The 16,020-nt window shown below is 35.2% G+C and carries 13 protein-coding genes; all 13 read right to left on the bottom strand.

Annotation, left to right across the window (positions count from 1 at the left end; translation table 11 throughout):
• Positions 1 to 11: 11 nt before the first annotated feature.
• Positions 12 to 902, bottom strand: coding sequence for a carbohydrate ABC transporter permease (locus AC6CHR_RS13305; protein WP_498249393.1), 891 nt, complete (start codon positions 900 to 902; stop codon positions 12 to 14).
• A gap of 100 nt (positions 903 to 1,002) precedes the next feature.
• Positions 1,003 to 2,331, bottom strand: a complete 1,329-nt coding sequence (locus AC6CHR_RS13300; protein WP_498249392.1) for an ABC transporter substrate-binding protein — start codon at positions 2,329 to 2,331, stop codon at positions 1,003 to 1,005.
• 97 nt (positions 2,332 to 2,428) lie between these two features.
• Positions 2,429 to 3,469 carry a LacI family DNA-binding transcriptional regulator gene (locus tag AC6CHR_RS13295; RefSeq protein WP_498249390.1) on the bottom strand — a complete coding sequence of 347 codons (1,041 nt, stop codon included), beginning with the start codon at positions 3,467 to 3,469 and terminating at the stop codon, positions 2,429 to 2,431.
• A 394-nt stretch (positions 3,470 to 3,863) separates the two neighbouring features.
• Positions 3,864 to 4,265, bottom strand: a complete 402-nt coding sequence (locus AC6CHR_RS13290) for a VOC family protein (protein ID WP_498249389.1) — start codon at positions 4,263 to 4,265, stop codon at positions 3,864 to 3,866.
• A 39-nt stretch (positions 4,266 to 4,304) separates the two neighbouring features.
• Positions 4,305 to 4,742, bottom strand: coding sequence for a VOC family protein (locus AC6CHR_RS13285; RefSeq protein WP_498249387.1), 438 nt, complete (start codon positions 4,740 to 4,742; stop codon positions 4,305 to 4,307).
• 396 nt (positions 4,743 to 5,138) lie between these two features.
• Complete coding sequence (locus tag AC6CHR_RS13280) at positions 5,139 to 5,303, bottom strand: hypothetical protein (RefSeq protein WP_498249386.1); 165 nt, start codon at positions 5,301 to 5,303, stop codon at positions 5,139 to 5,141.
• A gap of 201 nt (positions 5,304 to 5,504) precedes the next feature.
• Positions 5,505 to 7,385, bottom strand: coding sequence for a molecular chaperone HtpG (gene htpG / locus AC6CHR_RS13275; protein WP_498249384.1), 1,881 nt, complete (start codon positions 7,383 to 7,385; stop codon positions 5,505 to 5,507).
• Between the two features lie 452 nt (positions 7,386 to 7,837).
• A complete protein-coding gene (locus AC6CHR_RS13270; RefSeq protein WP_498249382.1) occupies positions 7,838 to 8,806 on the bottom strand; it encodes a S8 family peptidase in 969 nt (322 codons plus the stop codon).
• A gap of 711 nt (positions 8,807 to 9,517) precedes the next feature.
• A complete protein-coding gene (locus AC6CHR_RS13265; RefSeq protein ID WP_498249380.1) occupies positions 9,518 to 9,916 on the bottom strand; it encodes a hypothetical protein in 399 nt (132 codons plus the stop codon).
• 335 nt (positions 9,917 to 10,251) lie between these two features.
• Positions 10,252 to 11,946 (bottom strand): glycoside hydrolase family 2 protein, encoded by a 1,695-nt coding sequence (locus AC6CHR_RS13260; protein WP_498249378.1) that lies wholly within the window; start codon positions 11,944 to 11,946, stop codon positions 10,252 to 10,254.
• A 213-nt stretch (positions 11,947 to 12,159) separates the two neighbouring features.
• Entirely contained in the window at positions 12,160 to 13,050 is an 891-nt protein-coding gene (locus AC6CHR_RS13255) for a carbohydrate ABC transporter permease (RefSeq protein WP_498249376.1), read from the bottom strand.
• A 17-nt stretch (positions 13,051 to 13,067) separates the two neighbouring features.
• Complete coding sequence (locus tag AC6CHR_RS13250) at positions 13,068 to 13,958, bottom strand: ABC transporter permease (protein ID WP_498249375.1); 891 nt, start codon at positions 13,956 to 13,958, stop codon at positions 13,068 to 13,070.
• A gap of 266 nt (positions 13,959 to 14,224) precedes the next feature.
• Complete coding sequence (locus AC6CHR_RS13245) at positions 14,225 to 15,913, bottom strand: extracellular solute-binding protein (protein ID WP_498249374.1); 1,689 nt, start codon at positions 15,911 to 15,913, stop codon at positions 14,225 to 14,227.
• Positions 15,914 to 16,020: the final 107 nt, after the last annotated feature.

Below are 16,020 nucleotides of genomic sequence, written 5' to 3'. Positions count from 1 at the left end.
CAAATTCTCCTTTATCCTTTTGATCCTGTAAAGGTAATTCCTTGAATGAAGTACTTTTGTAGCATAAAGAAGATAATAATAACTGGTAATGTCATTGCTACTCCAACAGCCATTAATAGTGGCCAACGTGGATCATTCTCAGACATAATTTGTTGAATCCCCAAAGAAAGCGTATACAAATTATTATCACTTAAAAAGACTAGAGGTCCTATAAAATCACCCCACGCTTGAATAAATGAAAAGATGACAACAGTAGTTAAAATCGGCTTCGATAACGGTAAAATAATCTTCCAATAGATAAAGAATTCACTTGCCCCATCTATCTTTGCTGATTCGGATAATTCCTTTGGAATCCCAAGAAAGAATTGTCTAAGGAGAAATATGAAAAATGGGTTACCGAAAAATGCAGGTATAATTAAAGGTAAGAACGTACCAATCCAGCCTAGATTTTTGAATAAGATAAATAGCGGTATCATTAAAACTTGAAATGGCAGCATTAATGTAGCCAATACCAGAATAAAAACGGCATCTCTTCCTTTCCATTCAATCCGAGAAAAACCATACGCAATTAGTGAATTTGAAATAACTGCCCCAATTATTGTCGAGAAAGTGATAATTAAGGTGTTTTTTAAGTACAATAAAAATGGAAATTCACTAAATGCTGTTGTAAAGTTAGACCATTGTAGCTTTTCGGGAATCCAAATCGGCGGATTCGCAAATAGTTCTGAGGTACTTTTTAATGATCCTGATAATAACCATATAAATGGTATGATATAGAGTAGAGCAAATATGATGAGAATAATGTATACAATACCTGTTTCTACCCTCTTCGTACCCTTTGCCGATTTCGTACTAGTTAGGATCGGCTGATCTACTTTTTCAACTTTTGGGGTTCCACTCATTATTATCGCCTCATTTTATTAGTGTTTAATGATTTAGAATGACTCAAAAGATTTTGACCTTAATGAGCCATCCCATCGTAATCCAAGCACTACTCAGCCATTACTTAAGTTCCATTTGCAGTTTCTTTTCAGCTTCTTCTAAAAGAGGTCCAGGATCATTATTATTGTATATAACACTATCTCTAAGTAAGGTTAATTCATTCTTTAATTGTCCTGCGATAGATGTAAGTGCTGGATGACCTGTATTTGGTGACGCTGCAACATCTAACACCGTATCGTAGACTTGATCTCCATCCCATTTAATAGCATCCCCCGGTTCTTTATAGATCGAGATCGCTCTCCAGACATTAATGTTATCTGCCAATATTTCAGGTTGACCACCAAACATCATGAACTTAATGGCCGCTTCCGGGTTTTTAGCCCCCTTTGGAATCATAAATACATTTGTCCCTAGAGTTGTCGCCTTTTCTCTACCACCTTCTGGATTAGGAATTGCTGCTACACGGTATTCTGTATCAGGAGAATAGATACTTAATGCATTGGCAAACCAGTTACCATTAACCGTCATTGCCACTTTACCTGAGAAGAAAGGATGGTCAGGCGAAAAAGCACCTCCAAAACCAGATGTAAATGACTTGATTGTTTCAGGATTATACTTTTGTGCATAACTGTTCATCCATTTATATGCATCTTGAAGAGATTTTTCATTCAACTGAATTTCATTTTTATCTGCATTAAAGAAATTTGCTCCAAACACCCATCCCCATAATAGAGCTTCATCACCAGCGTCAATCCAAGGAATGAATCCTAATCGATCAATTCCACCATCAGAGTTAACCTTTGTTAACTTTTCAGCATATTCATCTAGCTCCTCAATCGTTGTTGGTGGTTTATTTGGGTCTAATCCCGCTTCCTCAAACATTTTCACATTATAATATAGTAGATTTACATTTGAATCTTGTGGAAATAAATAGGTTTCCCCATCATATTTCATCACATCAAGGAAAGAATCCAACACTCCCGACTCATCAAAGCCTTCTTTTTCTAGGTATTTATCTATAGGTTCAAGTGCACCCTGAGCAGCTAGTGCATAAGCAGCTGCGTAATCATTACTAATCACAACATCAGGAGGATTGCCACCACTTATTGCTGCTAGCAATTTCCCATTTGCAAGACCACCATCTGGTGGAGCATAAACAGCGTTTATCTTATTATCTGGGTTAACCTTAGAAAATTCCTCCATTCTCCATTTATCCCAAGTTTCTGAATCTCCTCCCCAAGGATACCAATAAGTAAATCCACCTGTGCCATCACTACCTCCTGCTTTTGAATCTTTGTCATCTGAAGTAGTAGAACTACTTGAACACCCGATTAATACTGAACCAAAGCATAGCAAGACGATCGACAGTAAAAGTAACAATTTCTTCATTTATAATCCCCCTTGAGTAAATTGTCCTAGAAAAAAACCTTAACCCCTTTGAACCTTAATAAATTTTCAATTAAAAGTATGAGATTCATCCCTCCCTTCACTGCTTTGTTAGATATTTACAGGATTCTCTAATCATTAATTTTGTACCAACTTTAAAATAGTGAGAATCAATTGTTCGTCCCTCTATTACACTGACTACATTTGTTGTTAACTTTTGCATCATCTCATCAAAATCAACCCGTAATGTCGTAAGTGGTGGGTTTGAATGTTCGCTCAACATATGATCATCAAAGCCAATAATGGAAATATCCTCGGGTACTCGAATGGAATACTCCTTAAATGCTTGAATTGCTCCAAAAGCAGTACTATCATTTACAGCGAAAAAAGCAGTTGGACGTTCAATTCCACTTTCCATCAACTTTTTTACAGCATCATAACCACTTTGCTTACTAAAGTCTCCTTCTAATACCCATTCTTCATAAATCGGAAGATCATGCTTCTTTAATGCTTTTATAAATCCCTGGTATTTTTGTGGTCCAGCAATTCTATTCATGCTCCCATTGATAATCCCAATTTTTTTGTGTCCTAAACGAACGAGATAATCAATTGCTTTTAACGCCCCAAGTTCATTATCAAAATTAGAAACGATTCGATTCGGTTCAAAAACACCTGGTAGTAATTGATCAACAATTCCTATTACAAACCCATCTTTAATTAGTTGCTCGATCATAGGTTCATAATTGTTTGCACCAATAAAAATTCCACCGTCTACTCTTCTTTGAAAGAAAACTTCCTTTATATTTTCAATCGTTTTATGCTTATTCGTATCACGAATAATATTTGTTAACACATAATATCCAAGTGAAGAGGCCTGTTCAATGATACTAGTAATTAAAAAATTTGATAAACTATCTACAGAAACTTGTCTTCTCCCAATAATAAATAACCCTATAGTAGAAGTTTTTTTACCTGCTAAAACCTGTGCAGATAAATTCGGATAATAATTTTTTTCTTGGATGACTTCCATTACCTTTTTACGGGTAGTTTCCGGTACATTTGTGTAATTATTGATAACTCTACTAACAGTGCTTCTTGATACACCAGCTAATCTTGCAATTTCAGTACTGTTAACATCCATCTCATGTTCCTCTCCCTAACGACTTACGATAATTGTTTTGAATTATATCTCTATAAACACGTGTTTATTATAGTCATACTGAAATAACGTAATATATGGTTCTTTTGAGTTTTAACGTTTTCAAAGATTACATTAATAGAGTATTAATAAACACGTGTTTATAGTCCTTTAAAAAAAGATACTCCTCTTTTTCTTAAAAATACAGTTAAAGAAATTACTATAGAAAACTCAAGCATATAAACAATAACATGATCAGTCTTATTGCAAATCAAGTATCATTTCTTATCAGGAAATTACATAATCCAACAAACGAAAGATGCTCACAAAGGGAGAAAAGCTTATATGAATCAACTCATTAAACAGTTAGGTAATCTATTAATGTAGCATCCATTCTTTAGCAGTTTACTTGTGGAGATCTAGGATCAATCTGCATAAATTCTATGCGGTTTCCATCAGGATCCTTTGCCCAGCATTGATAGTTAAAATCCTTTCCTTGGCTCGGCTTCACATCTAGAACACCATGTTTTTCAAGGTGAACAGCGATCTCATTTATATCTTCTACCTCAAAACAAAAGTGCTCAAAACCAGCTGCCTTACGATTTGTGTACTGTCTATTGCCACCATAGAATAATTCAATAAATTGCCGATCTCTAACCTTTAAATAAATTAACCAAGGATTAGCATCTTCATCATTTAAATCAAATGTTCTTTCAAACCCTAATATATCAGAATAAAAATGCAATGACTTTTCCATATCTTCCACTACAAACGCCATGTGAGCCAAACCCTTTAACATAGTATTCCTCCTATTCTTACAACCTACTACCTATGCATCTCAATTTGTGTTAATTTGTTGTTTATTGCTTTTGATATGTGGAGAATTTGGATGATATTGAACAAATTCAACTGCGTTACCATCTGGATCGTGCACCCAAATATTTGTATTATAATCTCTACCTTGTGAAGGCTTTGCCTCCTCCATTAGACCACCATACTTCATCCTTTCCGCCATTTCCTGAATATTATCAACTTCTAAACAGAAATGGTGGTACCCAATCAAGTCAGGTGCATAACGTGTATTAGGATCCTTAACCCCATCATAAAATAATTCAATAAATTCACCATCACAAATTTTCAAATAAACAATCCAAGGCTTATCATTATCATCATGGATCTCAAATGCCTTTTCTAGCCCTGCAATATCACAGTAGAAATGTAACGATTGCTCCATGTCTGAAACCTTAATAGCATTATGTGCAATTCCTTTAATCATGTTGACATCCTCCCATTCTATTATGCAGTTATTATATAAGTATGGTTAATACTAATAATAAGACTAGTGCTTAGTTTAACTAAAAACTTACTATCTGGAGTTACATTTTAAACATAATTGGTCACCCTCAAGTTAATAAACACGTGTTTATTCCTTCTAAAAAAATATAGAGAATATGAACGCGCTTTCAAATTGTAGTCGATATAATCTAACTGCTTTTCTTTAATCACATACTATCACCAGCTGATATAGATAGTCAATCATTTAATTTCATAATTTTCACTTTATTTGAAAATTTAGTATATTAATATATCTAAAATAGACTATTATACTAAACTAAATTCTTCTTGTAATTCTATTGGCTGTTACAAAGTGATTAAATACGTGGTGAAATAATTATTTTCTAATCCAACCATAGTAAAAAATGGTCTTTTTCAAATCTATGTCATTTAGAAACTGATATGTCATGTTTTTATGATAGTTACCTGTTAATAATCCAAAAGCAATAGGAAATAGAGAATAAAGGAAATGTTTTGTTGTAAGAATGAGATCTTGTCCCATTCCTTTCTCTTTGATCACTTCACCTACTAATTCTTAAACCACTAACAATGCCTGACTCCATTAAAGTCAGACCCATTCTTTTTATTAGCTGATCCCGTTTGAAATTGTAAGATATCTTTTACTTAATAAAAAAGTCAACAACAGCTTATGACTGTTGTTGACTACTAGTAATATTAAATTTTAAAAGTTACTCAATGAGTGTTAAACCATTATTTTACACATATCATTTGTAAACTCTACTGGATCAATGATAGGTAAGCCTTCAATTAGAAGTGCTTGGTTGTACAATAAATTTGTATATAGATTTAGCTTATCTTGATCTTTTTCATATGCTTCTTTTAATGATTGGAACACTTCATGGTTTGTGTTAATCTCGAGAACCTTATCTGCTTTTACATTTTGGTTATCTGGCATCGCGCTGAGGATTTTCTCCATTTCAATCGTTACTTCTCCATCAGTTGATAAACATACAGGATGAGTTTTCAAACGTTTTGATACCCTTACATCCTTTACTTTGTCAGATAAAATGGTTTTCATATGGTCAAAGAGATCCTTATTTTCTGTCTCTTCAGCGTCTGTATTGTCTTTGTTATCGTCGGATTCAATTCCTAAGTCACCACTTGAAACAGATTTGAATTCCTTTTCTTTATACGACATGATCATCTTCACTGCAAATTCATCGATGTCTTCTGTAAAGTATAAAATTTCATAGCCTTTATCTGATACCATCTCTGTTTGAGGAAGTTTTTCAATTCTCTCATACGATTCACCAGAAGCATAATAAATATATTTTTGATCTTCTGGCATTCTAGACACATACTCATCAAGCGTGACCAATTTCTTCTCTTTAGATGAATAGAACATCAGTAAATCTTGTAATACTTCTTTATTGCTACCATAATCACTATAAACCCCATACTTTAATTGTCGACCAAATGAATTGTAGAATTCTACGTACTTTTCTCTTTCATCTTTTAGGAGACTTTGCAGTTGGCTCTTTATTTTTTTATTAATATTTTTAGCGATTAATTTTAATTGGCGATCATGCTGTAACATCTCTCTTGAAATATTAAGCGATAAATCCTCTGAATCAACCATTCCTTTAACAAAGCTAAAATAATCAGGAAGTAGATCTGCGCATTTATTCATGATCAGAACACCGTTAGAATAGAGCTCTAAACCTTTTTCGTATTCCTTTGAGTAAAAATCAAACGGTGTTTTTTCTGGAATATACAAAATAGCATTATATCTTATCGTGCCATCAACACTGATATGAATGTGTTTAATTGGTTTATCAAATCCGTAATGCTTTTCGTTATAAAAATTCTCGTAATCTTCGTCTGTAAGTTCCTTTTTATTCTTTCTCCAAATTGGAACCATACTATTGATCGTTTGTTCTTCTTGATATTCCTCTAATTCACTTTCGCTGTCCTCTTTTGGTCTTTGACCAGTTACATCCATTTTAATTGGGTAGCGAATAAAGTCAGAGTATTTCTTAATGATGGTTTTTAGTTGGTACTCATCTAAAAATTCATCATATTGCTCATCTTCTGTACTCTCTTTTATTTTCAGCGTGATTTCTGTACCTACTGATTCCTTTTCGGTTGGCTCAATCGTGTATCCATCTGCACCCATAGACTCCCATTTGTAAGCTTCTTCACTACCTAGTGCCTTACTTGTCACTGTAACAACATCAGCTACCATAAAGGCTGCATAGAAGCCAACCCCGAACTGGCCAATGATGTCATGACCATCCTTTGCCTCATTTTCACTTTTGAAGGCAAGCGATCCACTTTTAGCAATTATGCCAAGGTTGTTTTCTAAATCTTCCTTCGCCATCCCAATTCCAGTATCTGTGATCGTTAACGTTCTATTTTCTTTGTTAGCCGTAACCTTTATGTAGTAACTGTCTTTTTCGAAACTTAATGAATCGTCTGTTAGTGCCTTGTAATAAATTTTATCAATGGCGTCACTTGCATTCGAAATTAACTCTCGTAAAAAAACCTCTCTCTGAGAATAAATAGAGTTAATCATCATTTCCAATAAACGTTTAGATTCTGCTTTGAACTGCTTTTGTTCCATAATACCTCTCCTTTCAAAATTAAAACGATTTAATTATTTTTATGTAGTGAATATAGGATACGTTGATCTTCTACCAGACAGATCATGAATTAGCACTCTACTAACCCAAGTGCCAATCTATAAATTAAATACCATATACTCAGTTTTGTGTCAATATATTAGCTAGAATTCTATGTACACAATATAATTGTAACAAATAATGATACATATTACATGATCTAGTAATAATGATTTTATTATCTATTTACCAAAAGCATTGATCTTACCCTGTTTTCCCATTATTATACAGTCAAATCAATCTTTTTTTGATCCATTCATTAGAGAAGGTAGAAAAAATTACGTTTTGATATGAAGCAAATTTACAAGACTCATCTCAGTAGGTTAAAACAATTTAATAAAAGCACTATCCGCATATGGATAGTGCTCGTTTTTCATTGTATAGGTCGGCAAATTTATTCTGCAATTGGTAACGGTATATTCTCTGATGTAGATCGTAAACCTGAGGCTAAATTCAGTAGTCCATTCCCTTGAAAACGGCGACTATATTCCAATGTCATGGTTCTTTTGATGAGTTGTGCATAGATTTCAGATTCTGTTAGTGGGCGTTCGAATTCCTTCTCACATTGTTCAATAATGAGCGCTGCCCCTGCTGAAATATGGGGAGTTGCCATTGAGGTTCCTGATAAAACAGCAAATTCATTGTTTAGATAGGTGGAAAGAATCTCTTCACCGGGGGCCACCAGATCGATGACCCTATTCGTATTACTGAAGTTGGAGATTTCTTTTTGTAAATTAACTGAGCCAACTTGGACAACTTCAGGGTATGCTCCCGGAAACGAGTATTCATCCGTTTCATTATTACCATCACCTTCATTACCTGCAGCACAAACGACCAATACGTTCTTACTGATCGCTTCTTTAATAGCTTTATGAAGGTCAGCGTTATCGTCTTTTCCACCTAACGACATCGATATGACTCGTACTCGTTCTCCATTTGGCCCTCTCCATTTTGTAGCGTAGCGGACGCCTTCTGTTACCCACTCAGTCTCTCCATGGCCTTGACCTGCTAACACTTTTATCACAAGGACCTTTGCCTTTGGTGCGACACCAACTACACCTTTGTCGTTCTCTTTAGCACAAATGGTTCCACAAACATGTGTGCCATGACCATTATAATCCATAAAGTTTTCTGGGTCTCCCTTGTCATCTGTTGTAAAATTAATACCATCGATAATTTGCTCTTTCAGTTCAAAATGATTAGAATCACACCCCGTATCAAGAACAGCTATCACAATTCCATTTCCAGAATACCCTTGCTCCCAAGCAGAAGGTGCATTGATTAATTCAATTCCCGGTGGAATAACTTTTGCGTCTTTACATACAGTTTGAATTGTAAATGGGATTAAACCTACATTACTCATCGTGATTCCTCCTCAATTTATAGTGAAAGCGACATTATTCCAAATTATCCTTAGTACCAGTAGCATTTATAAACAATGCATAATAATTTAAAATTTTTTCGTACTATTTGATCAATTTCGTATTATAATTTATTCGTAGGCAAAAATTTTCATTTGGCGGTTCCTTATAGTGAGTGTGCAACCTCTTATAGGAATCGTCTCTTCTTTTTAGATTTTCTTTTTAGTTCAGTTATGTTTTTAATTCCTAGTGTGAGGGAAGAGAAGACTGTAGCAGCAGCGACAATGAACTTGAGAAGTAGCTCTATCCACTCCAACACAATTACCACCCCTTTTTTTAGACAAAACTAGCCCTACACAGTGACATCATGACTGGTAAGGCTAGTAAGAATATAGGCAAGAACCCGAAGGTACTATTAGGATAATTATGGAATATATGTCATTATGATTGTACCATGTCTTTTGGGTTAATACATCAATATTTCTTAATTTCGTTCATTTATACTGGTTTATCGGTCTTTGGGAAAGCGTTTTCTTTTACTATATGCCTATTTCCCATTTTTAGATATTAGAAAAATAAGGAAATTATAACTGGTTGCATCCTGAGACATTTATCCTTATGTATATCCACTTAAAACAACAGCCTACTTGTATGTATGGCTGTTGTTAAACTGTTCCTCATGTTTCGTCTTTCATTTGTTGACTTTACTTGAGTTATTTCGTGTCAACCTGTTTAACATAGATGGCTTGTGAGATATTCGTAAGGACACAGCCCTCCAAATCCTTGTCCTTTAATAAACCGAGATGAATAGCTGATTTAATTTTTACATCATCCGGTTTTTTCTGAATTAATTCATTCAAATTCAGTTCTTCTAATTTCTTAACTGTTGCTTCTTGTTCGTATTTCTCGATTTTTCTTATTTGTCTCTGTAGTTTATACTCACTTATTGTTAGTTCACCTTTCATGTCTTTACCAACGTAATCATCAAAATATGAATTAAAATCCTTTTTTAATGTATCTAATTGCGTTTCAATTTCTCGCTTTTTTCTAAGCAGTACTGTGTAGTACGCTAATTTTTCCCTGGTTATCGCGTTACCTTCATTTACTTTCATGTCTATCCCCTCATTTCACCGTAGATAGTTCATCATATTGGGTAGCGAGAGAGGATATTCCATTATTTATTTTATAGGCTCTTTTTTAAAAGTTTGTTGCAATAGACCTATAAATCACTCTTTGGATGTTTTTCGTATAATTAGAAGTTATTTTAAGAGAAAAATAGCAGGTCTATTTACGAAAATAGCATAAAAACAGATTAATTACGTAAAGAAGTACTATTACGAAGAGCGACAATCTTTGCGAAAACAGCCACTTTATAAAATCACGTTCTATTTTTACTGAAAAATCTTTCTGTCGTACACTTTAAATACTAGTGTTACTCATTATCAAATCACAACAAATTAGACCCACTATATAATTGTTTTACACGTTCATAAGCAAGTTTTGGTCTTCGGTACGCGTCTACAATTCCTTTGCTATTCTGTGTGCCTGCCCTAGTAAGAAGCCAATCAGTTCCCTCAGATACCCGACAATCACAAAATTGCCAAATATACATACCAGAAATGAAATCCTTTGATAGATACGTAGCTAGATTTTTCTCAATAATATCCGCTTGTCGCTCTTCTGTTCCTTTTACACGACTAGGGTTTCGATACCCATAATATCCGTCACCACCAAATTCACTCATGATAATCGGTTTTCCCTTTCCACCTAGTTGTTCAGCCCATTTTTTGGCCTGTTCTACTAGCTCTTCCGGTTCCTCTTCTGTATACCACTGTGGATATAAATTAAAAGAGATAATATCGGCTAAATCAAAGCATAATTCTGATTCCCGATGATGAGAGGCGAATGTTAATGGTCTACTTTTATCCATTATTCTAATTTGTTCTAGCTGTTTTTTATATTCTTGTCTTCCTTCTTCCGTATTACTCGCGCATTCATTTAATATCGCCCAAATAATGATACTAGGATGATTATAGTGATTTTCAACCATTTCTTGGTTAACAGTTTCACATTGAGCGGAAAAATAGCGATTTTTCATTTGTTCTAAACTTAAACCTCGTGCATGATTTTCCTCCCATACAAATATTCCATGTTCATCACATAAATCTAAAAAGATTTCATCATTTGGATAATGACTTGTACGTACACTATTAGCTCCCATATCAATCATCAATGTTAAATCCTGTACCATTAGCTGATAGGGAATGGCCGCTCCAACAATTGGATGGTCCTCATGACGATTAAATCCTTTTAATAGAAGATCCTGTCCATTCACTTGAATTTTTCCATTCATTGTTGTTACAGTCCTAAATCCCACCCGTTCTATTAAATCATCCGATGGAATCCTTTCATTATTTAAGAATAGTTGTATATCTAGTAAATATAAGGCGGGTTCCTCATTGGACCATTCTTTGATAGCAGGAAACTCTAGTACGCTAGTTATCACTTTTGTATCCAAAGCAGATAGGGTTGTTTTACCTAGATTAATCGAATAGTTCCCTAATGTGCCTTCCAAAGTGCACTCCATTTCCTGATCAAAACTATTCCTTACACTAATACTTATTTCTGCATTCCATATTTCGGCTTTTTTAAAAGGTGTAAACTGTATTCGGTCTATAAAAACGTCTGCTACCTCTTCAATTACTACGGGTCTGATAATCCCCCCATATGTATAATAGTCATTAGGAATATGTAAGGCTGATTGTTCTGAAAAGGAATTATCGACAATAATTTTTAATTCATGCTCTCCAGCTTCTACATGATTCAACAAAAATGAGAACGGCGTGTATGCATTATAATGCTCACCTATTTTCACTCCATCAAAATAGAAAATTCCCGTGTGACTAACGCCTTTACAGACTAATCGAATTGACGTTCTTTGACTAATTTCAATTGTTCTTTTGTACACACCTTTCCCACGATAGGTTAGGAAATCCGGATGCATCTCCCAACAACCAGGAACTGGCATCTTATAGTCGTAAAAATTTATCGCTTCCTTCCCATCTTCTACCTTGGCAAAATCCCAATTCCCATCCAACTCTACTACTTTTCTAATCTTATTCGTTTGAAATAATCGAATCATGTTTAATCCCCTTTACTAGTTTATTATGAATACTTGATATCGATAATAATACTTTCGTTGTTCACTAAACCTTTCCTTCCACTAATAGAACATTTCGCTGGATTGAACTATATTAGATCATTGAACCTGTCCCCCAACCGCCATAAGGTTTTATTCCGGTTCTATAAAAAAATGCCGAATCTAATCGGCATTTCCCAATCATTATTATTATCGTTATTCCTTCACCGAACCAAGCGTAATCCCATGTATGAAGAATCGTTGTAAGAACGGATAGACAACTAATACTGGGAGCATCGCTATGAAAATCTTCGCCGCATTTAATGTTCGATTTGATAGTTCACTCATCCGTTTGTACTGGTCTTCGGTCATACTCGCCGGGTCAAGGACGACTGTCAATTGCTGAATATATGTTTGCAAGGGATAGAACTCTTCTCTTGTCATAAAGATTAGGCCATATAGAAACTCGTTCCAATGATAAACAATACTAAATAGAGAAATCGTAGCAAGCATCGGTAACGATAACGGAACATATAGTTTAAACAAGATATACCAAGGTCCTGCGCCATCGACAAGGGCAGCTTCTTCCAATTCCTTTGGTAAATTCCTGAAAAAATTTATGGCAAGAATGATATTAAACACTATTGTTTGTGCTCCACCAACTAGAACAAGAGCCCAAATACTATTAAGTAGGTTATATTCCTTAATTGTTAAATACATTGGAATAAGACCACCATTAAAAAGCATTGTGAAAATTAAAAACCACATGATCACATTTCGCAACTTAAAGTCTTTTACACTTTTAGAGAGTGGATAGGCCATTAATGGAACGATGAGAAAATTTAAGCCAGCCCCCAAAACAACTCGTTGGATTGAGATCCAAAAAGATTGAAAAAATTGTGCATCACCTAAAAGTTGCTTATACGAATTAATGTTAAACCCTATTGGCCAAAATGTAACCTCACCGGCACTTGCAGCTGCTTTCGAGCTAAACGAAAGCGCTAATGTGTACCATAGAGGAAGGATACAAGTTATCGCGATCGCGACTAGCGTTATAATTAGAAAAAGATCGAATGCCCTTGAACCAGCCGTTTTATCTTTGACCATCTAAATCACTCCAATCATTAAAAGATCCGATATCTTGTTGTCTTATAGGCTAAGTAATAAGAAACACTGATGAGAATAAATCCAGCAACCGATTTTAATAAGCCAACAGCTGTAGCTAGTTCATACTGTAGGTTTAACAGTCCTGTACGATATACCCAGGTGTCAATAATATCTCCTGTTGAATAAACAAGTGGATTATACAGGTTGAAAATTTGGTCAAAACCTGCATTCAATACATTACCTAAACTTAATACCGCTAGTAAAATTGCAGTTGTTCGAATTCCAGGTAATGTGACATGCCATAAACTTTGAAACCGTGTTGCCCCATCAATAGCTGCCGCCTCATAGGAAGCAGGATTAATACCAGTTAAAGCTGCTAAGTAAATAATTGTATTAAATCCAAATTCCTTCCACACATCACTGCCGACAACTAAGAAGGGAAACAAATCAGCTCTACCAAAAAATAAAATGGGCTCTATTCCAAACAGTGAGGTAATTTGATTGACAGGGCCAACGTAGGCAAAGATATCTAAAAGAATGCCTCCTAAGATAACCCATGATAGAAAATGAGGTAAATAGACAATTGTTTGAATCCACCTTTTTAAGACCATTACTCGTAATTCATTAAGCATTAAAGCAAAAATTAGTGGAATAATTAAGTTACCAATTATTTTCATCACTGCAATATAAATAGTATTAAAGAAAATATCCATCGTATCATTTAGGGTGAACATATATTTGAAATGTTCGAGGCCAACCCACTCGGAACCGAGTACTCCCTTGACTGGGTTGTAGTCTTGGAATGCAATCGCAATCCCAAACATAGGAACTATACTGAATAAAAATAGCCAAATAAATCCTGGTAGGAGCATAAGGTAGTAATGCTTTGTAAAACTTTTGTTCTTCATTTGCAATTTCCCTCCCAACTTTTAAACAATAATCGTTTAATAGAAAGGCTGTTTTCGCAAAGATTGTTGTTTTTCGTAATAAGTAAATCTTTACGAATTCAGCCTATCTTCGTGCTCTTTTCGTTAAATTACTCTGATATCCCTAAAAAGGGTTGCCCCCTCAATAACACCAATACATTGAACACTTCTCTTAGTAAAGGTTCTGGTATTTTTAGTCAGAGGGAACTAACCCTTCACTTTTTAGTCAACTTACTATGAAAATTCACTTACTTAGCAACCTCTGCAACTTCCTCTATAATCGTGTCACCACCTTGTTTTTTCCAATCTTCAACAAACTTATCGAACTCATCGAGTGGTGCTGCACCCATTACTATTTTCAAGAAGATTTCATCTTCCATTTTTTTAAGGTTAACCCATCTACTTTCCATCGTTTTTGTTTGTCCATAGGTTTGACTATATACACCATTCATTTCTTGATCTACAAGTGGTGAACCTCCAACCATTAATGCATAGGCACGTGTCCATGCACCTAAATCTGCATTAGGATCCCAATTCTTAATGTTCATGTCATCATAAGGCTCTTTTTTTACAGTCTTTATTTTTTCTGCATCCGAAACTAATAGTTTATATTCAGGCTTATCTTTAAAATCTTCGGCTGTCTTCGTACCTGCTAATACCTCTCTAAGTGATTCAACACTATACTCTGTCTCATCAGAAGGAGCAAAGACGAGTCTCAATGGATAAAATCCTGGCCCACCTTTACTAGGATCATAGTTTGCTTCGTTTGCTAGTAAGTTATTTAACATCTTCATCGCAGCTTCAGGATGTTTATAGTCTTTCTTTACAACTACAAAGCGACTTGAAGGTGTACTTAAGTGTGGACTATATTCGCCATCTGCATCAAGCGGTAGGGCATACGCTTGCCAATTGGCTTCAGGATTATTAGTGATCGCATCTGTTAATGGACCGTATGGCATCCACCAAGGGGCAAAGAACATTCCCGATTGCCCACTTATCACGGATTCACCTGAATCCTCGCGAACGCCCATTTCTTGATCAATCAATCCTTTTGCATATAAATCTCTTAGTTTAGCAAGAGCTTCTTTTGTCTCTGGTAAAGTGGATCCGTAAACTGGTTTACCATCCTCACTTTCAAGCCAATATCCAGGGTATGCATTATAGGCAGAGAAGATCCCATCAAATCCATATAAGTTATTTGTTGATTCTAGAAAATTCGCATATAATTTATTATTCGTGTCAGGACCTGAAAGGCCGATCGTATCCTTTTTTCCATTACCATCTGGATCCCCTTCAACAAAGGCCTTAGCAACCTTTTCAAGATCCTCTACTGTTTTCGGTGGTTCTAGACCTAATTTGTCGAGCCAATCTTGGCGAATCCACATAAGATGAACTCCATCTGCTTGTAATTGCACACTTGGGATTGCCACCATTTTTCCATCAAAGGTTACACTCTCTTTGGCTAGACCATCTGTACTTTCTAGAATTCGTTTAATCGCAGGTGATGCATAATGTTCGTAAACCTCTGTTAAATCTGCAAGCTGGCCTGCTTCGTACATTTGTCTTAATTCCACAGGTCCAACGATCATCGCATCAGGTAAGTCATTACTAGCAATCGCTAAACTAACCTTTTGATCATAATTAGAAGGTGATGCTGTAAAATAATGCTCGACATCAATATTCAGATTTTCCTTAACACTTCGAGTATATTGATTGTCTAGTGGTGAATCTGTAGACGGTAAACTCTTATCACTTGGATCTACTTCTTGACCGATTTTGATGGTCACCGCTTCTTCGTATTTCCCGAATGGATCTGGTGGATTTTCTGGATCAATTTCCAAAGTTTGAGTCGTTTCCTCTGATGAATTGTTACAAGCAGTTACGAATAAGAGCAGAACTGAAAACAATACCATAAGTGTCTTTTTAGTATGACGCATGACTTATCCCCCTTTATTTTTTAATCTCATGTTTCACGTTTACTATAACATGAATGAAACCGCTTACAGGATAGAAGGCGGTTTCGAATGTAGGTTGAGAAATGACC

Source organism: Metabacillus sp. GQ13, assembly GCF_059758525.1.
Note: the sequence above shows the minus strand (reverse complement) of the source record. Positions and strands in the feature narration are given on the sequence as shown.